The sequence below is a fragment of the Rhizobium pisi genome, assembly GCF_003938655.1.
In the GTDB taxonomy this organism is placed as follows: domain Bacteria; phylum Pseudomonadota; class Alphaproteobacteria; order Rhizobiales; family Rhizobiaceae; genus Rhizobium; species Rhizobium pisi.
This window is the reverse complement of sequence record NZ_RJJT01000006.1, coordinates 189493-210270: the sequence shown is the minus strand read 5'-3', so window position 1 is coordinate 210270 and position 20778 is coordinate 189493. Positions and strand designations below refer to the sequence as shown.

The window sequence follows — 20778 nt, the reverse complement described above, 5'->3', positions numbered from 1 at the left end:
AGGCCGAAGATTCCATGTTTGAGGTGCCGCGTCCCTCATGGGGGCTGTGGCGAGAAAGAAGCGCTCGCCGGATTCTTTTCGCCGACGGTTGCCAAGCCTTGAAAGCATTCGTGGCGGAGATTAAGAGACGCAGGGACAGGAACCGCTTTTCAAAGAGCGAGAGGACATGATGGATTTCGAAGCAGCGCGCGTAAAGATGGTCGACAACCAGGTTCGCACGACGGACGTTACCTCGCATTCCGTGCTGACGGCGTTTCTCACGGTGCCGCGTGAGGCGTTCGTGCCGGAGAAGGCGAAGCTGCTGGCCTATATCGACAACGATGTCGAGATTTCCGCAGCCGCCCCTGCAAAGCCTGCCCGCTTCCTGATGGAGGCCTCGCCGCTTGCCAAGCTGCTGCAGCTCGCGGCGATCACCAAGGATGATTTCGTCCTCGAAGTCGGTTGCGGCACGGGTTACACCTCGGCGCTGCTGTCGATCATTGCCGGTTCGGTTATCGCGCTCGAATGCGACGAGCAGCTTGCGGCCGAGGCCAAGGCGCAGCTTGCCGGCTACGGCAAAATCGAGGTCGTGACCGGCCCGCTCGAAAAGGGTTACGCTGCCGGCGCTCCCTATGATCTGATCTTCATCAACGGCGCGGTCGAGGAAGTTCCGGCAGCTCTTCTCGGTCAATTGCGCGATGGCGGCCGTCTGGTGACGGTCGAGGGTTACGGCAATGCCGCCCGCGCCAAGGTCTTCGTCGCCGAACGCGGCGCCGTTTCGGAAAACGTCTTCTTCAATGCCTCCGTCAAGGCGCTGCCGGGTTTTGCCAAGGCACGCGAATTCGTTTTCTGAGGTCGTTTCTACCGATGAAATCAGCAACGGGCGCCATCGGCGCCCGTTTTTTTGTCGGTGCCGCCGGAAAGCCTTCACAAACATTCTCTATCCTGAACCTGCCGCGTCGGACCGGATGGCTGCGGCTATCGTCACCCTGAAATCGCTATGGATTTTTCGGCGGCAAACATTGGGTAACAAAACTGTGCATGGCCGCATTCATTTGATTCGCGATGATTTTTTTCACGCCTGGGGTATTCTAAGGTCGTGGTGATTCGGATGAACGCTCTCCACACCATCCGGTCGTTGTTTTGGGATAACGGGGATAGATATGGCTCAGCCAAGTGTAGCGCGTGAACCGTCCATGGAAGAAATTCTGGCCTCCATCCGCCAGATCATCGAAAGCAATGAGCCCGGCGCCGGCAAGGCGATTTCAGCATCCCTGCCGCCAGTCTATGGCACCGACGAAGATGAGAACGGTTCCGAAATCCATCTGACCGTTGACGATACCTATGCCGGCGTCGAATTTCCCGAACCGACCATGCGCTCCTCCGATCCGCGTTTCGTCGCCGCCAATTCGGCTGGTACCCCTGAATCTGAAGTGCCGGCCCGCGCGCTGTCGCTGGCCGATGTCGCCGCCCGCGTGCGCGCCGCCTCCGAGCGCAGTGCCGCACAGGCCGGGCAGGCGCTACGTGAAATTCCGAGCGCCTTCCGCCAGCCCGAACCGCAGCCGGCCTTGATGCCAGAGCCGCCGCGCGCCGCAGCGCCACAGCCGGAGCCTCAGCCGGCGCAGCCCGTTTTCCCCGTCGCTCCGGCGCCAGTTCAGCATGCTCCGATCCAACAGCAGCCGGCCGAGCCGATGTTCGCGGAAGCGCCGAAAGTCGCGGTCGCCGAGCTGACGCCCGCCGTCGAAGCAGTGCCGCCGGCACTGGAGCCCGCCGTGCAGTCGTCGACCGACCGTTTCCTGCCGAGCGTCATGGAGGAAGTCCAGCCGACGCTGCTTTCGGAAGATGCCGGCCTGCAGATCAGCCGCTCTTTTGAAGAACTCGCCGCGGCGATCGATGGCGCGGAGCGCCGCTCGCTGGACGAGATCGCAGAGGACATGCTTCGCCCGATGCTGCGCGAATGGCTTGATGATAATCTGCCGACGCTGGTCGAGCGGCTTGTGCGCGAGGAAATCGAGCGCGTGGCGCGCGGCCCGCGCCGCTGATCGGATTGCTTTTTTCCTGAAAAGCCGCTCCGGTCTCCGGGGCGGCTTTTTTATTGACTTGGCCGTGCCCATCCTATTTACAAACGCCCATCCTCGAACCTCGAAATTGGTCAGAAAATGCTCGACAAGACCTATGATTCCGCTGCCGTCGAACCGAAAATCGCCGCGAAATGGGATGAGGCGGACGCCTTCCGCGCCGGCGCGAACGCCAAGCCGGGGGCCGAGACCTTCACCATCGTGATCCCGCCGCCGAACGTCACCGGTTCGCTGCACATGGGCCACGCGCTCAACAACACGCTGCAGGACATCCTGGTGCGCTTCGAGCGCATGCGCGGCAAGGACGTGCTCTGGCAACCGGGCATGGACCACGCCGGCATCGCCACGCAGATGGTCGTCGAGCGCAAGCTGATGGAACAGCAACTGCCGGGCCGCCGCGAAATGGGCCGCGAAGCCTTCATCGACAAGATCTGGGAGTGGAAAGCTGAATCGGGCGGGCTGATCTTCAACCAGCTGAAGCGCCTCGGCGCCTCATGCGACTGGTCGCGTGAGCGTTTCACCATGGATGAAGGCCTGTCGCAGGCCGTTCTCGAAGTCTTCGTCACGCTCTACAAGGAAGGCCTGATTTACAAGGACAAGCGCCTCGTCAATTGGGACCCTAAACTGTTGACTGCCATTTCCGACATGGAGGTCGAACAGCAGGAGGTGAAGGGGCATCTCTGGCATCTGCGCTATCCGCTTGAGCCTGGTGTCACCTATCAGTATCCCATTGCCTTCGACGAGGAAGGCAAGCCGACCGAATTCGAGACGCGTGACTACATCGTCGTCGCGACGACGCGGCCGGAAACGATGCTGGGCGATACCGGCATCGCCGTGAACCCTGAAGATGAGCGTTACAAGCCGATCATCGGCAAGCATGTCATCCTGCCGATCGTCGGCCGCAAGATTCCTGTTGTCGCCGATTCCTATGCTGATCCAACGGCCGGCACCGGTGCCGTCAAGATCACGCCGGCGCATGACTTCAACGACTTTGACGTCGGCAAGCGCGCCGGCCTGCGTGCGATCAACGTCATGAATATCGACGCTACGATCGCCATCAAGGACAACGAGGATTTCCTCGAAGGTCTCGACCATCCCGCGGCGCTCCATGGAGCCTGGGACCGTCTGGAAGGGCAGGACCGCTTCCATGCGCGCAAGGTCATTGTCGAGATTTTCGAAGAGGCCGGCCTCCTCGACAAGATCGAGCCGCACAAGCACATGGTCCCGCATGGCGACCGTGGCGGCGTGCCGATCGAGCCGCGGCTGACGGAACAGTGGTTTGTCGACAATAAGACTTTGGGGCAACCCGCGCTGGAATCTGTCCGCGAGGGAAGAGCCCGGTTTATTCCGAGGAACTGGGAAAACACCTATTTCAACTGGCTGGAGAACATCGAGCCGTGGTGCATTTCCCGCCAGCTCTGGTGGGGACATCAGATTCCTGCCTGGTATGGCCCGGATGGCCAGGTCTTCGTCGAAAAGACCGAGGAAGAGGCGCTCCAGGCGGCGATCCAGCACTATCTCTCGCATGAAGGGCCGATGAAGGCCTATGTCGAAGACCTGCTCGAAAACTTCAAGCCGGGTGAGATCCTGACGCGGGACGAGGACGTGCTCGACACATGGTTCTCCTCAGCCCTCTGGCCATTCTCGACACTCGGCTGGCCCGACCAGACGCCGGAACTCGCGCGATACTATCCGACGAATGTTCTGGTCACCGGCTTCGATATCATCCCGTTCTGGGTCGTTCGCATGATGCAGATGGGCCTGCATTTCATGAAGGACGAGAATGGCGATCCCGTCGAACCCTTCCACACGATCTACATTCACGCACTGGTCCGCGACAAGAACGGGCAGAAGATGTCGAAGTCGAAGGGCAACGTCATCGATCCCCTGGAACTGATCGACGAATACGGCGCCGACGCTCTGCGCTTCACGCTGGCGATCATGGCCGCGCAGGGCCGCGACGTGAAGCTCGATCCGGCCCGCATCGCCGGCTACCGCAATTTCGGCACCAAGCTCTGGAACGCCACGCGCTTCGCCGAGATGAACGGCGCAAAGAGCGACCCGCATTTCGTGCCGGAGGCCGCCGAGCTCACGATCAACCGCTGGATCCTCACGGAACTTGCCCGTACGGAACGTGACGTTACGGAAGCGCTTGAAGCCTTCCGCTTCAACGACGCCGCCGGTGCGCTCTACCGCTTCGTCTGGAACGAAGTGTGCGACTGGTATCTCGAACTGCTGAAGCCGGTCTTCAACGGTGAGGATGAGGGCGCCAAGGCCGAAGCCCAGGCCTGCAGCGCCTATATTCTCGAAGAGATCTACAAGCTGCTGCATCCCTTCATGCCCTTCATGACCGAAGAGCTCTGGGCGCATACGGCGGGCGAAGGCAAGGAGCGCGACACGCTGGTCTGTCATGCCGAATGGCCGGCGCCGTCCTATGCCGACGATGGGGCTGCCGACGAGATCAACTGGCTGATCGACCTCGTCTCGGGTATCCGCTCCGTGCGCGCCGAAATGAATGTGCCGCCGTCGGCAACCGCGCCGCTCGTCGTTGTCAAGGCCAACAACCTGACGCGCGAAAGGCTGTTCCGCCACGACGCCGCCATCAAACGGCTCGCGCGCGTGGAAGCCATATCGCTGGCCGACGATGCGCCGAAGGGCGCCGCTCAGATCGTCGTCGCCGAGGCCACCATCTGCCTGCCGCTCGGCAATCTGATCGACCTTTCCGCCGAAAAGGCTCGCTTGGAAAAGGCGATCGCCAAGACGGACGGCGAGATCTCCCGCATCAACGGCAAGCTCTCCAACGAGAAGTTCGTCGCCAATGCCAATCCCGAGGTGGTCGAGGCTGAACGGGAGCGGCTCGAGGAGCTGGAGGGGCAGATCGCAAGCTTGAGGATCGCACTCTCCAGGGTGAGCGAAGCCGGTTAAGCTTCTCAAGCCCATTTGGTAAGTTATTCCAAAGACGCGCCCTTCGCCGGCGCGTCTTTTTTGCTTTTTTGGCGTAGGCGATTCGGTCCTGAAAACGGCCGATTTCCGGCTTCCAGCCTGTGGATTGTGGTCTTGGGAGCCTCTGGCTGGCGAAAACTGCCACTGTTGTCGGATTGATACAGCTTCTGCAATGTTTGGAATGAATACCCAAAAGCTGCCCGAAAAATGATCCGTCTCGGAATAAAATTTTATTAACCAGATTTTTTGACGTGTCCGTCAATTTCTTTACGTAAATTAGTCGCTGCAACGATGGGAAGCGCTGTCATGGGGCGCGTTGCCATATCAGGCGAACACTTACTAGAGTGCCGCCACATCAATTGCTGGAGTGGGGGAGACACAATGGCATCGCGTATGTTTTCCAAGGGCGTAACGTCGCTCGTTCTTCTTTCGTCGCTTGCATCGCCGTCCTTCGCCGGCGGTCTGGAGCGCGGTGGATACAATGTCGACCTTCTCTTCGACAATTCGCGGTTTTCAGTCCAGTCCGGCGCCACCTATGTCATGCCGCAGCGCAAGCTGAAGAATGTCAAGGACACCAAGGCGAGCGATGGTCTCGGCACCAATGGCATCGGTGGCGGTTCGACCACCGCCGACGATACCGAGAATTATTGGGTCCCATATCTCGGCGTGAAGGTTGGTTTCGGCGATGCGGTCGATTGCTTGGGCGACTATTCCACACCCTTCGGCGCGCATACCAATCCCGGCACTTACTGGCTGGGCGTCAACAACAACATCGAAACCAAGATCAGCACCCGCAACTACGGCCTGACCTGCTCCTATCGTTTCGATATGGGACCCGGCCAGCTTCGCCTGATCGGCGGCGGCTTCTACCAGACCGTCGAGGGTTTCAAGACCCGCCTTGTCGCGCCGATCACCACACCGCCGGCCTCGCTGATCTATGACGGCACCGGTCGTCTGGAGCTTTCTGACCAGGCCTGGGGATGGCGGGCGGGCATCGCCTACGAAATCCCGGAATACGCCTTCCGCGCCAGCCTGCTCTACAACAGCAAGGTCAAGTATGACGATCTCACGGGCACGGTCGATCTGACCGAGGTGCCGAAGGCCGTCAATCCCAGGAATCCCTATCTTGGCGTCGTCACGCCGGTCTATGGTTCGGCTGAGGCCCCGGATTCCGTCGAGTTGAAGCTGCAGAGCGGCATTGCGCCCGACTGGCTTGCCTTCGGTTCGGTCAAGTGGACGAATTGGAGCGTGCTGCAGTCGATCGCCTTCTGCCCGAAGGCCAACAAGGGCGTCGTCGCCTGCAACGGCAGCACCCAGCTCACCTCGCTCGATCTCTTCTATCGCGACGGCTGGACGATCGGTGGCGGCGTCGGGCACAAGTTCAACGACCAGTGGGCGGGCGCCGTCAGCCTGACCTGGGATCGCGGCACGAGCCAGGGCTATGGCTCCCAGACAGACACGTGGACGCTTGGCGCAGGCGTTTCCTACACGCCGGTCGAAAATGTCGAATGGCGTCTGGCCGGCGCGCTCGGCATCATGACCAGCGGTGAATCCGGTACCTTCGTGTATAAAGGCAAGACCTACGGCGACGACGTCTCCTATTCCTTCGGGGATGATCTGGTCGCTGCCCTCTCCACCAGCGTAAAGATCAAGTTCTGATCCTGCGCCCCAAGTAGAAGTCTCCGAGCCCGGCAGTTTGCCGGGCTTTTCTTTGGGCGCTCCGCAAGACAAACGACGTTCTGATTTGTGACGATTCAGCAACACTTTTTTACGACGGTTGGCGTATGGTGGCGATGGGGCGAATTTGTCCATTTCCCGCCACAAAGAGAGCGCAGCGGTATTTGCAGGCGAGGAGATGGCAGACTTACGGTGCGTGTAACTAGTAGCATGGGTCGAATTTTTTCCGGTAACACCAGATCGTACGGCGCGATTGGCGACAATCGTTGGATTGCCGCCGTTTCTCCCTCCGAACAAGGCTGTTCCGGCGGCAAATCCGGCCTCACGATGACGTCGTCGGCCCACTCACGATCGTTGTTTTCGGCCCGCTCGCATGCACAGCCGAACTTCGCCGGAGAAGTCGATACCGGTTTGGTCACATTTACTATTTACGAATGCGATAAAGGCGGGAAGGCGGATGCCGCGCCCACCGAAAGAGTGCCACAGAGATTGCAGTCGGACCATGCCGGAAGCCGGGTGGTTCTGGATGAAATGCTTGAAATACGGTCTTTGAAAAAAGGCCAATGGGCTGGATGCGACGCGGGCAAAGGAGCCATGGAGCTTGCCGCGGGATCGCTCGCCTCGAAGGATTACATCCGCGGGATGCACGGCGTCAGCGCCGCCGCTACCTGCCAGGGATGAACGAAAGAAATCGGTTGAAATGGTGACGTCCGAGTTCAAATTGTTCAAGTTCATGCTGATGGGCATGTCGATGGCCGTTGCGCTGGCGCTGACCTGTCCAGCTCGTGCATTCGACATCAAGGCCGGCGTCAACAAGGAATCCGGTCCTTTCGATCTCTTCAAGTTCGGCTTCAAGGCCTATAAGAACGGGCAGAAGGAAGAGGCGGTCGAAGCCTATAAATACGCCGCGGAAAAGGGCCATACGGGCTCACGCTGGGCACTTGCCAACATGTATGCCGACGGCGACGGCGTCGCGCAGGACGATTTCGAAGCCTTCAAGATCTATAGCGAGATCGCCCAGCAGGGTGTCGAACCCGGTTCGGAAGATACCGGCTTCTTCGTCAACGCGCTGCTCTCGCTCGCCAACTATTACAAGCACGGCATTGCCGGGAGCCCTGTCAAGATCGATCTTACACAGGCGCGTCAGCTCTATTTCCAGGTCGCCTCTACCTTCGGCGTCGCCGAGGCGCAGTTCCAGCTGGCGCAGATGATGCTGGCGGGAGAGGGCGGCTCAGCCAGCCCGCAGCAGGCGAAGAAATGGCTGAACCAGGCCCGCAAGAGCGGCCATCCCGGCGCCATGGCCGTCTTCGGCAATATTCTTTTCGATGAAGGCCAGTCGGCGCGCGGTCTGGCGCTGATGACGGCAGCACTCGACCGCTGCAAGCCCAAGGATTGCAACTGGATGGAAGCGCTACAGGAGCAGGCCTTTTCAGTTGCCAACGAAGCCGACCGCCGTACGGCCATATCGCTATCACATACGATCGCGAGCGGCTCCGACGACTAATGCATGTCGCCTGGAAGTGTGCAGCGGTTCCAGGATAGCGACATGCATAAAACTGAACTTAAGAAAAACTTCAGGCCGCGAAGTCGAAATAGGCGATCACAGGTACGTGGTCGGACGGCTTTTCCCAGGCGCGCACATGTTTTTCGATCGCTGCTGACGTCATCCGGTCGGCGGCTTCCGGCGACAGCAGCAGATGGTCGATGCGGATGCCGTTGTTCTTCGGCCATGCGCCGGCCTGGTAGTCCCAGAAAGAGTAGAGCTGCGTCGCGTCCGTCGTCGCGCGCACCGCATCCGTCAGGCCGAGGTTTTCGAGCTTGCGGAACGCTTCCCGTGTCTGCGGCAGAAATAGCGCATCGTTTTCCCAGACTTTGGGGTCGAAGCAGTCGTGCGGTTCAGGGATGACGTTGTAATCGCCGGCAAGAATCAGCATCTCCTCATAGGCCAGCCGTTCGGCTGCGAACGTCCGCAGGCGCTCCATCCAGGCGAGCTTGTAGGGATATTTCTCCGTGTCGACGGGATTGCCGTTCGGCAGATAGATGCAGCAGACGCGCAGGATGCGCGTGTCAGCCAGCGTGAACACCGCTTCGAGGAAACGCGCCTGCTCATCCAGCGGATCGCCGGGCAGGCCGCGATTGACTTCGAAGGGGGAGCTCTTGGAGAGGATCGCCACACCGTTGAAGCCCTTCTGGCCGTGCGTCTCGACGTGATAGCCGAGCGCCTCGATCTCCAGCCGTGGAAACCCTTCGTCGACGGTCTTGATCTCCTGCAAGCAGACGATATCGGGATTGGAATCCTTGAGCCATTGAGTGAGATTGTCGATACGCGCCTTGACGCCGTTGATGTTCCAAGTCGCGATCTTCATCTCTTCGTCCTGTTGGCTTAAAGCATGTCGCGCAAAAGCGTGCGGCGGTTTTGCGATGACGACATGCGGAAAACAAAAGACCTAAAGCGTGGCAAGCGAATCTGAAAGATTGCGACGCGCTTTAGCGCGCTTCTTTTATCGCGGTCTTTCATCGCCGGACAAGACGATAAACCGGGCGGAAGCAAAACTTCCGCCCGGTTTGATAGGGACAATGCTGTAGTCGGATGTTCAGATCGAGAAGCTGGTGCCGCAGCCGCAGCTTGCCACCGCGTTCGGATTCTTAATCTGGAAGGATTGACCGAGCAGGTTGTCGACAAAGTCGATCTCCGAGCCCGCCATGTAGACGAGCGACAGACTGTCGATCAGCACCTTGGCGTCGTTCTTTTCCACGACGATGTCGTCGTCATCAGCGCCATCGGCAAGGTCGAACTTGTAGGAAAAGCCCGAACAGCCGCCGCCTTCAACGGAGACACGCAGCGCGCTCTTGCCAGCCTCGGCGCTGACGATCGCAGCGATGCGCTTTGCCGCGGCATCTGAAAGGGTTACACTCGTATCCGTCATGTTTCCTCCTGCCGGGGTCAAGATCCGGAGAGAATGGGTTTTGGCACTCGAATGTTCAAATGCCTGATATCTAAGGAACTTATCATGATCCTCGCGAAAAGGCCATGATGCGCTGAAGCGCTTAAGAAAGCGCCTCTTTGCCGTTCGCCAGGCTATAGGTATGAAGAGTGCAGAGCGGCGTCAATGGGCAGATGCGGCAACAGGCAGAATGACGGTGAAGAATGACGATTGACAGGCGTGCTTTGGGTTTCGGCAACAGCGAAAGGGCGGTCTATGCGGCGGATCCCTGGACGACGCGCGGGCGCCTCTATCAGGAGGACGGAAGCCCCACGCGCTCCGATTTCCAGCGCGACCGCGACCGTATCGTCCACACCACCGCCTTTCGCCGGCTGAAGCACAAGACCCAGGTCTTCATCGCCCAGGACGGCGATCATTATCGCACCCGGCTCACCCATACGATCGAAGTGGCGCAGATCGCCCGAGCGCTCGCACGCGCCCTGAAGCTCGACGAGGATCTAGCCGAAGGCGTAGCGCTGGTCCATGATTTCGGCCACACGCCGTTCGGCCATACCGGTGAGGATGCGCTGCACGAGGTGCTGCTGCCCTATGGCGGCTTCGACCACAATGCCCAATCGCTGCGCATCGTGACCAAGCTGGAGCGGCGATATGCCGAATTCGACGGCATCAACCTGACGTGGGAAAGCCTCGAAGGTCTCGTCAAGCACAATGGCCCGCTTCTGACGCCGGAAGGCGTGGGCACGCGCGGCCCCGTTCCCCAGCCGATTCTCGACTACTGCGAACTGCACGATCTCGAGCTTGCAAGCTATGCCAGTCTCGAGGCCCAGGTCGCGGCGATCGCAGACGACATCGCCTATAACACCCATGATATCGACGACGGCCTGCGTTCCGGCTACCTGACTTTCGACATGCTGGAGGAAATCCCGTTCCTTGCCGGGCTGATGGCGGAGGTACGGGAGCGATATCCCCATCTGGAGGCGAGCCGCTTCACCCATGAGATCATGCGCCGTCAGATCACGCGCATGGTCGAGGACGTGATCGGCGTGGCGCAGGAACGCCTTTCCCTCATCCGCCCACAGAGCGCCGGCGACGTGCGCGCAGCCGATCGGGTGATCGCCACGTTTTCCGAGCAGATGGCCGAAACGGACAGGCAGATCAAGGCGATGCTCTTCAAGCGCATCTACCGCAATCCCGATATCATGCGCATCCGCGCCGGTGCGGCCAAGATCGTCACCGATCTCTTTGGCGCCTACATGGCCAACCCGAAGGAAATGCAGAGCCACTACTGGGTGGATCATATCGCTGGCCTCTCCGATGCGCCGAAAGCCCGCCATGTCGGCGACTATCTCGCCGGCATGACGGATACCTATGCGATCAGCGCCCACAGGCGATTGTTTGACCATACTCCGGATTTGCGATAGGCAGCGGTCGCCCGCCGAGGGCCGATTTGAGCCTTTGGCACAGCCTATGCATGGAAGAGTGTGATGAACCTTTTTACCGACTTCGAAGCCAGGATCAAAACCGCCCTTGAACAGATCGATCTGGTCAGGGAAAAGCGATCTGAGCTCGATTTCGGCCGTATCACCGTCGAGCCGCCGCGTGATGCGAGCCATGGCGATGTCGCGACCAATGCCGCGATGGTGCTGGCAAAGCCGCTCGGCTCCAATCCGCGCGCGCTTGCCGACATCATCATCGCCAAGCTCAAGGAAGATGCCGACGTCGCCGATGTCTCGGTCGCGGGTCCCGGTTTCATCAACATTCGCCTGTCCGTCGGTTACTGGCAGCGGCTGCTCGCCTCGATGATCGGCGCCGGCACCGAGTACGGCCGCTCGACGCTTGGCAACGGGCTGAAGGTCAACGTCGAATATGTCTCGGCCAATCCGACCGGTCCGATGCATGTCGGCCATTGCCGTGGCGCCGTCGTCGGTGATGCGCTCGCCAACCTGCTCGCTTTTGCGGGCTACGGCGTCGAGAAGGAATATTACATCAACGATGCGGGCTCGCAGATCGACGTGCTCGCCCGCTCCGTCTTCCTGCGTTATCGCGAGGCGCTTGGCGAAAAGATCGGCGAGATCCCTTCAGGTCTTTACCCGGGTGACTATCTCGTGCCGGTCGGCCAGTCGCTTGCCGCCGATTACGGCGTGCGGCTGCACAACATGCCTGAAGAGCAGTGGATGCCGATCGTCAAGGATCGCACGATCGACGCGATGATGGTGATGATCCGCGAAGATCTCGCGGCGCTGAACGTCCATCATGACGTCTTCTTTTCGGAGCGGACGCTGCATGCCAATGGCGCGGCCGCGATCCGCACGGCGATCAACGACCTGACCTTCAAGGGCTTTGTCTACAAGGGCACCCTGCCGCCGCCGAAGGGCCAGCTTGCCGAGGACTGGGAGGATCGCGAACAGACGCTGTTCCGCTCGACCGAAGTGGGCGACGATATGGACCGGCCGCTGATCAAGTCGGACGGCTCCTACACCTATTTCGCCGCTGACGTCGCATACTTCAAGAACAAGTTCGACCGCGGCTTCAATGAGATGATCTATGTGCTCGGCGCCGATCATGGCGGCTACGTCAAGCGCCTGGAAGCGGTTGCACGCGGTGTTTCGGACGGTAAGGCGAAGCTGACGGTGCTGCTCTGCCAGCTCGTTAAGCTCTATCGCAACGGCGAGCCGGTGAAGATGTCGAAGCGCTCGGGCGATTTCGTCACGCTCAGGGAAGTCGTCGAGGAAGTCGGCCGTGATTCGGTCCGGTTCATGATGCTTTACCGCAAGAATTCCGAACCGCTCGACTTCGATTTCGCCAAAGTGACGGAACAGTCGAAAGATAATCCGGTTTTTTACGTGCAGTACGCACATGCCCGCTGCATGTCTGTCTTCCGGCAGGCGAGGGAGGCTTTCCCTGACCTCGAAGTTTCACCCGAGGACCTCGCCAAAGCCGTTGCTGGCATTCGCGATCCGGCCGAATTGCAGCTTGTCGCCAAGCTCGCCGAATTCCCCCGTGTCGTCGAGGCGGCGGCCCAGTCCCAGGAGCCGCATCGCATCGCTTTTTACCTCTACGACCTCGCCAGTTCGTTCCACGCGCATTGGAACAAAGGTAAAGATCAGACGGACTTACGATTTGTTAATGATAAAAACCGAGAATCAAGTATTGCCAGACTTGGGCTGGTGTACGCCGTCGCGTCGGTTTTGAAGTCGGGACTTGCCATTACAGGCACTGCCGCACCTGACGAAATGCGATAACGTCACCATTTCCCCACAATGCGCTGGCATTTGAGCGTTGGCGTTTGCGAGTGGGATAGGCATGGCTGAGAAACAACTTGCGTATGATACGCGCGGAAAAAGCGATCTGTTTGCCGACGACGATCCGTTGGCCGAACTCGCCCGTATCGTTGGTTTCGAACCGCGCGTTGCGGCAAACACGGTAACCGAAGAACGGCGCGAGCCTGCCCTCGATCTCGATGAAGAACTCGTACGCGAATTCGACCGTTACGATTCGCCGCGTCCGCTTGCGGAGCTCGATCATCCAGCCGAACCGTTCGCTGAAGATATCTCTGCGGAGGATTATATCGAGCCGGTTCTCGATGTTTCCCCGGTTGCCGAAAGCACAGAGGCTCCTGAGCCGGTTTCCGTCGCTCCCGTCGAGGAAGCGGCAGCACCGGCTGACAAGCGCTGGGACGCGCTCGCCGCCGACTGGGCGGCCGGGCCGCAACAGCAGCTCTCCGTCGAGCCCGCCTCCGAGGCGCCGGTGCAATCGGCCTTCGGCGGTGCGCGCGATCTGATCGAGGAGCTCGAACTTTCGATCGGCGCAGCCCCGGTCTCTTCGATCGCGCAACCTGCCAAGGCGCCGCAATGGTCGGCCGCCAGCATTCGGCTGCCACTTGCCAATTTCCATGCCGCGAAACGCGAGGAACCGGTTGTTTCACCGGAGCCGGTGGTTGAGCCGGCCGCCGTGCCGGTTGCTGAGACGTCGTTTGCAGATCTTCCTGAGGTGAAGCCGGAGCCGGTGACAGAGCAGCCTGCGCCTGTCACTGCTGTCGAACCTTCCGAGGAATTCGAATCCGCTACTCCGTCGCTCGGCTATCCCGCCGAACTCGATCGCCATGATGATGAGGTGGCGACGCCGGAAGAGACTGCCGAGGCCGAGGATTTCGTCGAGATCGAGGACGAACTGCAGGATTTCGGGGGCGATGCCGGTTTCGATCTCATTGCTGCGGCCGTTGAAGGCGAGATCCAGGCCGATGCTGCCTTGACCGAGGTCGTGCCCGAAGTGCCGCACACCGCCGGCACGTTCGATCTCGACGATCTGCTTGCCGACGTCTCGCGTTATCCTGTGCCGCAACGCGCCAATCTGGCGACGCCTGTTGCGCCGCAGCCCGAACCCGTCGAAACAGCGCCCGCCGTTGCTGTCGCGCCTGCGCAGCCTGAGGCGATCGTTTCTGCGCCGGTCGCGGAAGCGCCCGTCCGGCCCGCTCGAGTAGAACCCGCTCCGGCCTATGCTGCCGAAGCCGCAAGGCCGATCGCGCCGCAGCTTGCCGAGGTTGCCCCGCCGCAGCCTGCCGCACCGTCATATTCGCGGGCGCCGCAGCCGGTACAGGAAGCCGACGATCCTTTCGCCGGTCATGATTTCGAGCTGGATCTTGCCGGCATCGAGCTGGAGCTCGCTGATCTCGACTTCTCCGAGCCTGCCCCGGAGCTGCAGCCGCAGGCGATAGTCCCTGCGCCCAAACAGGCAACGCCTGTGCCGCAGCCGGAAACGCCCGCTCGCCCGCAGGCGACCATCACGCCTCCAAGGCCCGCGTCTACCTTCGCTTCCGAGCCGCAGGCTCCAGCTCCGGCTCCGGTTTTCAACTGGGCGCCTGCCGCTGCCGCCGATTCGACCGAAGACCTGCCGTTCGATCCAGCGATGATCTCCGACCCGGAGGATCGTCCCGAGACCGTCGATGACATGCACGTGCCGGCGCTGCCGCCGGTCGAGCAGCCCGCACCGGTCGCCAAGACCGCGGATTTCGATTTCGATCTCGATGCGGAAATCGCGAGCTTCTTTGAACCGGCCAAGCCGCGGGAAACGCCCGCGCCGGTCCGGGATACGGCGGCTGCCGCGGCAAAGCCGATCAAGCCCACCATCGCCGACGGCCTCGATGATTTCGAGCGGGCGCTGGAGGAGGATTTCCGCCGCAGCGTGCGCGAGCCGGTCGAGCGCCGCGAGACCTCCGAAGTCCGTATCGAATCGGCAAGCCAGGCCGCTGATTTCAGCCGCGCCCGGTCGATGCGCCGCCTGCTTGCCGGAGCCGTCGTGCTCGTGGTTTTCGGCGGCGTCGGTTACGGCATCTATTCCTCCGTCTGGAAGGGCGAGGGGCTCGGCATCGTCTCGTCTGGCGAGCCGCGCGTGATCGCGGCCGACAAGGAGCCGGTCAAGGTCGTTCCGGAAAATCCGGGCGGCAAGACCGTGCCGAACCAGGACAAGGCCGTCTATGACCGCGTTGCGGGTTCCGCCGAGGAGCCGAAGCAGAAAGCGCTCGTTTCCTCAGATGAGGCGCCCGTCGATGTCGTCCAGCGCACGCTGACGCCGGAAGCATTGCCCGAGGACGATGAGAACGCCGGGGCCAACGACCAGATCACGCCGACTGCGGTCGGCGAGACGGAAGATCCGCGTCTGCTGCCGAACCAGGCCGGTGCGGACAACAGTTCCGCAAGCGATGCCGACAAGGCGCCGTCCGTTTCGCCGCGTAAGGTCCGTACGATGATCGTCAAGCCTGACGGCACGTTGGTCGCTCGCGACGAACCGGCACCCGTCGACCAGCCTGTTCAACCTGCCCAGCCTGCGCAATCTGCCCAGGCGACATCGCCGGCTCAACCGGCGTTGGCGGCTCCGTCAACTCCGTCCGCGCAACCGGCTCCGTCCATGCCTCCTGCCGTCGGAAAGGCCGCAAGCTTCCCGACGAGCGCCGAGGTTGCTTCCGTCGACGCTCGTTCCGCGGCACCCGTCGAAACCGCACCGGCACAGCCGTCGGCTGTCGGCAATGCCGACGCGCAGGCCGCAAATCCCACCCCGGTCGATGCGCCGGCGCGACCGGTCAAGACCTCGGCGGTTGCCGATACCGCTCCGGTTCCGATCGCCCGCCCGGCCGAACAGCCCGTCAACGTCGTCGGCACCGTTACCGAGAAGGGCAATGTCAGGCCGCCTGCACAGCAGCCGAAGACCACGCAGGTTGCAACTGCCGCACCGGTCGCCGCTCAGCCGCAACAGGCCGCATCGGCCGGCGGCTACGGCATCCAGATCGCTTCGCTGCCATCGGAAGACGAGGCGAACAAGTCCTTTGCCAGCCTGTCGAAGAAATTCGCCAGCGTGCTTGCCGGTCGCAGTCATGAGATCCGCAAGGCCGATATCGCGGGCAAGGGCACTTTCTACCGTGTCCGCATTCCGGCCGGCTCCAAGGATGAGGCTGCGGCACTGTGCGAGCAGTATCGCGCGGCGGGCGGAACCTGCCTGATCTCCAAGTAACGCTAGATAATTGATAGGGGGCGGCGGGCCGGATCGGTCCGCCGCTCTTTTTTGTGCATCGCGCCCCGACCTCCCGGTCAGATTGCCTCTGCCGTGACGAAAACCTGCTCCGGCAGAATGCTTCAAACTGATCGGGAAAGACTCTAAGATTCTGGTATGACCGAATCAAAAGCGATGATCCTTGGCTGCAGCGGCCTTGCCCTCACATCCGAAGAAAAGGCCTTCTACCGGGGCGAACGGCCCTGGGGCTTCATTCTCTTCGGGCGCAACATCTCCGAAGCGCGGCAGATTTCCGATCTCGTCGCCGAACTGCGTGAAAGTGTCGGCTGGCATGCGCCGGTCCTGATCGACCAGGAGGGGGGGCGGGTCCAGCGCATCCGCCCACCGGTTCTCTCGCGTTATCCCTCCGGCCAGGCGCTCGGCGATCTCTATCGACGTGACCCGGCGCTCGGCCTGCGCGCCGCCTGGGTGATGTCGCGGCTGCACGCCTTCGATCTTTCGAGCCTCGGCATCGATGTCGATTGCCTGCCGGTGCTCGATGTGCCGGTCGAGGGCAGCAGCAACGTCATCGGCGACCGCGCCTATAGCGACGATCCAGAGACGGTCATCGCCATGGGCCGCGCGGCCGCAGAAGGGCTGAAGGCCGGCGGCCTGCTGCCCGTTATGAAGCATATGCCGGGCCACGGCCGCGGCTTTGCGGATTCGCACCTGGAGCTGCCCGTCGTCACCGTTGCGCGCGACGAGCTGGAAGCCCATGATTTTCCGCCCTTCGTCGCGATGAAGGACGAACTGATGGCAATGACCTGCCATGTCGTCTTCACCGCCATCGACCCCGACAATCCGGCAACGACCTCACGCAAGGTGATCGACGGCGTCATCCGCGAACATATCGGTTTCAACGGTCTGCTGCTCTCCGACGATAGCTCGATGAACGCTCTTTCCGGCACGATCGGCGAAAGAGCGGCGAATATCATTGCAGGCGGATGCGATATCGTGCTGCATTGCAATGGCAAGATGGACGAGATGCTGGATGTCGTGGCAAATGTTCCTCCGCTTGCCGGCCTGTCGCTCGCCCGCGCAAAGGCGGTCGAAGCAGGCTTTACGGCGCCGGATGCGGCCGACGAAGCGGAATTGAGAGCGGAATTCGAGGCGATGTTTGCGACGGTCTGATCGTAAGGGAGTTGTTGAGTGAACACGGTCAAGGGCACGGAACGTTCCCAGGCGGCAACGCCGATGGACAAGCTGTGGCAGGATAACGGTGCCGAGCGCGCCAGCCACGAGCCGGCGCTGGTGATCGACGTTGCCGGTTTCGAAGGCCCGCTCGACCTCTTGCTCTATCTCGCTCGCAACCAGAAGGTCGACCTGTCGCGCATTTCTGTGCTGGCGCTCGCCGAACAATATCTGCAGTTCGTCGAAAGCGCCCGGCGCATCCGCATCGAGCTTGCCGCCGACTATCTCGTCATGGCGGCCTGGCTTGCCTATCTGAAGTCGCGGCTGCTCATTCCCCAGCAGGTCAAGGATGACGGTCCTTCCGGCGAAGAACTGGCCGCAACGCTCGCCTTCCGCCTGAAACGCCTGGAAGCCATGCGCCAGGCTGCGGAGGGTCTCATCAACCGCAACCGCCTCGGCCGTGATATCTTTGCCCGCGGCGCGCCCGAGCATATTCCTGACCGGCAGCAATCCGCCTATGTGGCGAGCCTCTACGATCTCTTGACCGCCTATGCGGCGCTGCGCCAGCGCAATGCCGTGACCCAGGTGACGATCGAAAGGCGCAACGTCTGGTCGCTGACCGATGCCCGCGAGCTGCTGACCCAGATGATCGGTGAGATCGGCGACTGGACGGCGATGGAGCATTATCTGCTGGGTTACCTCGCAGCGCCCGAGGAGCGCGTTACGGCAATCGCCAGCGCCTTTGCCGCCTCGCTGGAGCTGGTGCGCGAGGGCAAGCTCGAAATCCGCCAGGACGGCGCCTTTCAGCCGATTTACATGCGTCGCGGTCCCAAACACGCTACCCTGCAAGTGGTGGAACAGGAGCAGCCGGTTTGATCGACCCCAGGAGTGAAGAGGATTTCGAGGACGAAGGCCGCGACCTCCAGGCTGAGATCGAGGCCGAACGCATCGCCGAGGCGCTGGTCTTTGCTTCCTCGCAGCCTGTTCCCGAAGCTTTCCTCTTCGAGCGCCTGCCCAGGGGCGCCGACGTGCGCGCGATCATGCTCCGCCTGAAGGAGCAATATGCTCCCCGCGGCGTCAATCTCGTGCAGATCGAAGGTGCCTGGGCCTTCCGCACCGCTGCCGACCTCTCCTTCGTCATCCGTCGCGACGACAACGAGGTGAAGAAGCTTTCGCGCGCCGCATTGGAAGTGCTGGCGATCATCGCCTATCACCAGCCGGTGACGCGTGCCGAAATCGAGGATATTCGCGGCGTTCAGACCTCGCGCGGCACGCTCGACGTGCTGATGGAAGCCGGTTGGGTGCGTTTCCGCGGTCGCCGGCGCACGCCGGGCCGGCCGGTAACGCTCGGCACGACACGCGATTTCCTCGATCATTTCGGCCTCGAAGAGTTGCGTGATCTGCCCGGTCTCGAAGAGTTGAAGGGCGCGGGCTTGCTGTCGGGCCGCATTCCGGCGAATTTCAATATTCCCTCGCCGTTGATGAACGACGAACTGACCGAGGACGAGGACCCGATCACCCAGATGGACCTCGAGGAACTGGGGTTGCTGGCGCCACGTGGCACCTCTGAAGATTGAGGGGCTTGCGTCTTGCTTTTGCCACGCATGGCGAAAACAATGGAGCCAGCACTTTTCGATGGGTCAATGACTTGTCACAAAGGGCGATACCGTGACATTAAGCTCAGTTTGAAGGGCTTGATGTTGGAAACGGTGTCGGAAATCCTTACATCGTGGGAACATAGAAACAGGGAGTTAACGTAATGGGTTCTTTTAGCATGTGGCACTGGCTGATCGTTCTGGTCATCGTGCTGTTGTTGTTCGGTCGCGGCAAGATTCCAGAACTGATGGGCGACGTTGCCAAGGGCATCAAGAGCTTCAAGAAGGGCATGACGGACGAAGACGCGCCGGACACCGCAAAGACCGTCGATCACAAGGCCGACGAAACGAAATAACCAAGTCCGGGAAAAAGCGCAGCCCCCGCGCTTCCCGTCTAGGAGCCTTGCATGTTCGATATTGGCTGGACCGAGCTTTTGGTCATCGCGGTCGTACTGATCGTTGTTGTCGGTCCCAAGGATTTGCCGCCGATGCTGCGCGCTTTCGGCAAGATGACGCAGCGCGCCCGCAAGGTGGCGGGTGAATTCCGTGCGCAGTTCGATGAAGCGTTGCGCGAAGCCGAGCTTGACGATGTTCGCCAGACGATCAGCGACGCCCAGAAGCTCAACCCGGTCAACAGCCTGCGCGAAGCCATGAACCCGCTTCGCCAGATGGGCAACGAGATCAAGGCCGACCTGCAGAAGGCGACCGTGGTCACGGAAAACAAGACCGAGGTGCCGACTGCCGCGGTATCGGCCTCGACGCCGTCGATGAGCCTGCCGGAAACACCGCCGCTGGCGCCGCCGCCTGAACCCGTCGCAGCAGCGGCTGTCCAGGCCGATACGATTGCCGCCAAGCCGAAGGTCGTGCGCAAGCCGCGCGTCAAGGCTGCCGACAAGGTTGATGTTGCGGCGGCCGTTGCCGTGCCTGTGGAAAAACCGAAGCGCACGACGGCAGCCAGGAAGACTGCAACGCCGAAGAAGCCCGCGCAGACGAAGAAGGACAAGGCATGAGCGGTGATATCGAAGACAAGCCGCAGCCGTTGATCGAGCACCTGATGGAGCTGCGCACGCGGCTGATCTGGTCGATCGGCGCGTTTTTCGTCGCCTTCATCATATGCTTCTTTTTTGCCAAGCATCTCTTCAATTATCTGGTCATTCCTTACAAGACGGCCGTGGTGTGGGCTCATCTCGACGTCGAGAAGGCCCAGCTCATCTACACTGCGCCGCAGGAATTCTTCTTCACGCAGGTCAAGGTGGCGATGTTCGGCGGCCTGGTGGTCGCTTTCCCGATCATTGCCGCCCAGGTCTACAAGTTCGTGGCGCCCGGCCTCTACAAAAATGAGCGTCAGGCCTTCCTGCCGTTCCTGATCGCATCGCCGGTCCTGTTCCTGATGGGCGGCGCGCTCGTCTATTTCTTCTTCACGCCGATGGTCATGTGGTTCTTCCTGTCGATGCAGCAGGCGCCGGGTCATGACGAGGTGGCGATCTCGCTGATGCCGAAGGTTTCGGAGTATCTGAGCCTCATCATGACGCTGGTCTTCTCCTTCGGCCTCGTCTTCCAGCTGCCCGTCGTCACGACGCTGCTTGCCCGCGTCGGCCTGCTGACCTCGCAGTGGCTCGCCGAAAAGCGCAAGTTCGCCATCGTGCTCGCCTTCGTCGTCGCTGCGGTGCTGACGCCGCCGGACCCGATGTCCCAGATCGGCCTTGCGCTGCCGACGATCCTTCTCTACGAGATTTCCATTCATGCGGCGCGACTCGTAGAGCGCCAGCGTGCCCGGCAGGCGCTCGAAAAGGACACCGAATCCGCGGACGTTGCCAAGACGGACAGCGTCTGAGCGGCGATCCTGGAAATCCCTTCATAGGCGCCGTCCAACTTCCGGTCGAGGCC

The 20778-nt window shown here is 61.2% G+C and carries 17 protein-coding genes; 15 read left to right on the top strand and 2 right to left on the bottom strand.

What is annotated here, in order from left to right; all coding sequences use genetic code 11:
• Window positions 1-166: 166 nt before the first annotated feature.
• From EFD55_RS10595 to exoR, 6 genes are all read left to right on the top strand, one after another.
• A complete protein-coding gene (locus EFD55_RS10595; RefSeq protein WP_183605230.1) occupies window positions 167-832 on the top strand; it encodes a protein-L-isoaspartate O-methyltransferase family protein in 666 nt (221 codons plus the stop codon).
• 310 nt (window positions 833-1142) lie between these two features.
• Entirely contained in the window at window positions 1143-2021 is an 879-nt protein-coding gene (locus tag EFD55_RS10590) for a DUF2497 domain-containing protein (RefSeq protein WP_125844992.1), read from the top strand.
• 117 nt (window positions 2022-2138) lie between these two features.
• Window positions 2139-4982, top strand: coding sequence for a valine--tRNA ligase (locus tag EFD55_RS10585; protein WP_125844990.1), 2844 nt, complete (start codon window positions 2139-2141; stop codon window positions 4980-4982).
• A gap of 399 nt (window positions 4983-5381) precedes the next feature.
• Window positions 5382-6659 (top strand): OmpP1/FadL family transporter, encoded by a 1278-nt coding sequence (locus tag EFD55_RS10580; RefSeq protein ID WP_125844987.1) that lies wholly within the window; start codon window positions 5382-5384, stop codon window positions 6657-6659.
• A 228-nt stretch (window positions 6660-6887) separates the two neighbouring features.
• On the top strand, window positions 6888-7358 hold the full coding sequence (locus tag EFD55_RS10575) for a hypothetical protein (protein ID WP_125845098.1): 471 nt from the start codon (window positions 6888-6890) through the stop codon (window positions 7356-7358).
• 19 nt (window positions 7359-7377) lie between these two features.
• The gene (gene exoR, locus EFD55_RS10570; protein ID WP_125844985.1) at window positions 7378-8181 is read left to right on the top strand and encodes an exopolysaccharide production regulator ExoR; all 804 of its coding nucleotides are present in this window, start codon (window positions 7378-7380) and stop codon (window positions 8179-8181) included.
• A gap of 70 nt (window positions 8182-8251) precedes the next feature.
• Here exoR and xth read toward each other — a convergent pair whose 3' ends face one another.
• Entirely contained in the window at window positions 8252-9043 is a 792-nt protein-coding gene (gene xth, locus EFD55_RS10565; protein WP_125844983.1) for an exodeoxyribonuclease III, read from the bottom strand.
• Between the two features lie 228 nt (window positions 9044-9271).
• Complete coding sequence (gene erpA / locus EFD55_RS10560; RefSeq protein ID WP_125844981.1) at window positions 9272-9604, bottom strand: iron-sulfur cluster insertion protein ErpA; 333 nt, start codon at window positions 9602-9604, stop codon at window positions 9272-9274.
• A 221-nt stretch (window positions 9605-9825) separates the two neighbouring features.
• On the opposite strand from erpA, the gene EFD55_RS10555 reads away from it, so the two are divergent.
• The 9 genes from EFD55_RS10555 to tatC all read left to right on the top strand — a co-directional run bounded on the left by EFD55_RS10555 (window position 9826) and on the right by tatC (window position 20725).
• Window positions 9826-11043 carry a deoxyguanosinetriphosphate triphosphohydrolase gene (locus EFD55_RS10555; RefSeq protein WP_125844979.1) on the top strand — a complete coding sequence of 406 codons (1218 nt, stop codon included), beginning with the start codon at window positions 9826-9828 and terminating at the stop codon, window positions 11041-11043.
• A gap of 63 nt (window positions 11044-11106) precedes the next feature.
• Window positions 11107-12864: an arginine--tRNA ligase gene (gene argS, locus EFD55_RS10550; protein WP_125844978.1), complete on the top strand. Its 1758-nt coding sequence runs from the start codon at window positions 11107-11109 to the stop codon at window positions 12862-12864.
• A 61-nt stretch (window positions 12865-12925) separates the two neighbouring features.
• Window positions 12926-16126, top strand: a complete 3201-nt coding sequence (locus EFD55_RS10545) for an SPOR domain-containing protein (RefSeq protein WP_125844976.1) — start codon at window positions 12926-12928, stop codon at window positions 16124-16126.
• Window positions 16127-16282: 156 nt separating this feature from the next.
• Complete coding sequence (gene nagZ / locus EFD55_RS10540) at window positions 16283-17296, top strand: beta-N-acetylhexosaminidase (RefSeq protein ID WP_125844974.1); 1014 nt, start codon at window positions 16283-16285, stop codon at window positions 17294-17296.
• An 18-nt stretch (window positions 17297-17314) separates the two neighbouring features.
• Window positions 17315-18172, top strand: a complete 858-nt coding sequence (locus tag EFD55_RS10535; RefSeq protein WP_125844972.1) for a segregation and condensation protein A — start codon at window positions 17315-17317, stop codon at window positions 18170-18172.
• Window positions 18169-18873 (top strand): SMC-Scp complex subunit ScpB, encoded by a 705-nt coding sequence (scpB, locus tag EFD55_RS10530; RefSeq protein WP_125844970.1) that lies wholly within the window; start codon window positions 18169-18171, stop codon window positions 18871-18873. The genes EFD55_RS10535 and scpB overlap by 4 nt, the downstream gene beginning before the upstream one ends.
• A 182-nt stretch (window positions 18874-19055) precedes the next feature.
• Entirely contained in the window at window positions 19056-19247 is a 192-nt protein-coding gene (locus EFD55_RS10525; RefSeq protein ID WP_003538990.1) for a twin-arginine translocase TatA/TatE family subunit, read from the top strand.
• A gap of 51 nt (window positions 19248-19298) precedes the next feature.
• Window positions 19299-19901 carry a Sec-independent protein translocase protein TatB gene (gene tatB / locus EFD55_RS10520; RefSeq protein WP_125844968.1) on the top strand — a complete coding sequence of 201 codons (603 nt, stop codon included), beginning with the start codon at window positions 19299-19301 and terminating at the stop codon, window positions 19899-19901.
• On the top strand, window positions 19898-20725 hold the full coding sequence (gene tatC, locus EFD55_RS10515) for a twin-arginine translocase subunit TatC (RefSeq protein ID WP_125844966.1): 828 nt from the start codon (window positions 19898-19900) through the stop codon (window positions 20723-20725). Before tatB ends, tatC begins: the two co-directional genes overlap by 4 nt.
• Window positions 20726-20778 lie beyond the last annotated feature (53 nt).